The organism is Bradyrhizobium sp. NBAIM08 (assembly GCF_020193935.1).
GTDB classification, from domain to species: domain Bacteria; phylum Pseudomonadota; class Alphaproteobacteria; order Rhizobiales; family Xanthobacteraceae; genus Bradyrhizobium; species Bradyrhizobium yuanmingense.
Genome location: NZ_JADYVR010000260.1, coordinates 1 through 458 on the forward strand (window position 1 = coordinate 1; position 458 = coordinate 458).

The following is a 458-nucleotide window of genomic DNA, read 5'->3' on the forward strand; positions in this document are numbered from 1 at the left end:
CCAGCTATCCGCAGCTCATGGCGCACGCGCGGATCGTGATCCCGATGCTCGTGCTCGCGTGGCTCGGCCCGGTGATCCTCGAGCTCGCCGGTATCCTCGCGCCGACCTGGAGCGTGACCGCCGGCGCAATCACCACCACGTCGCACGCGGTCGATCTGTCGAGCGGCCCGACGTCGGCGCTGCTGATCTTCGGCAACTGCATGGCGATCATCGTCGTCGGGTCGTTCGCGAACGCGCTCGCGCGATCACGACGAGAAGCCCAGCGCAGCGTCGAGATCCAGGCGTGGACGCTGAAGCAGCTGCTACCGATGAGCTAGATCCGCATCAGCGCGGCGAGGCCGGCCGAATCGATCTCGACCGACTCGCCGTGACAGAACGCGATGCGCTGGATCGGCCACGCGAGCACGCGCTCGACGGATGCACGTGCCGCCGCGCGGTCCTTGCACGCCCACTTCCAC

General features: G+C 68.3%; 1 protein-coding gene. It reads left to right on the forward strand.

What is annotated here, in order from left to right:
* A partial coding sequence (locus I6F37_RS39390; RefSeq protein WP_225154286.1) for a hypothetical protein occupies positions 1–317 on the forward strand: 317 nt, incomplete at its 5' end.
* Positions 318–458: the final 141 nt, after the last annotated feature.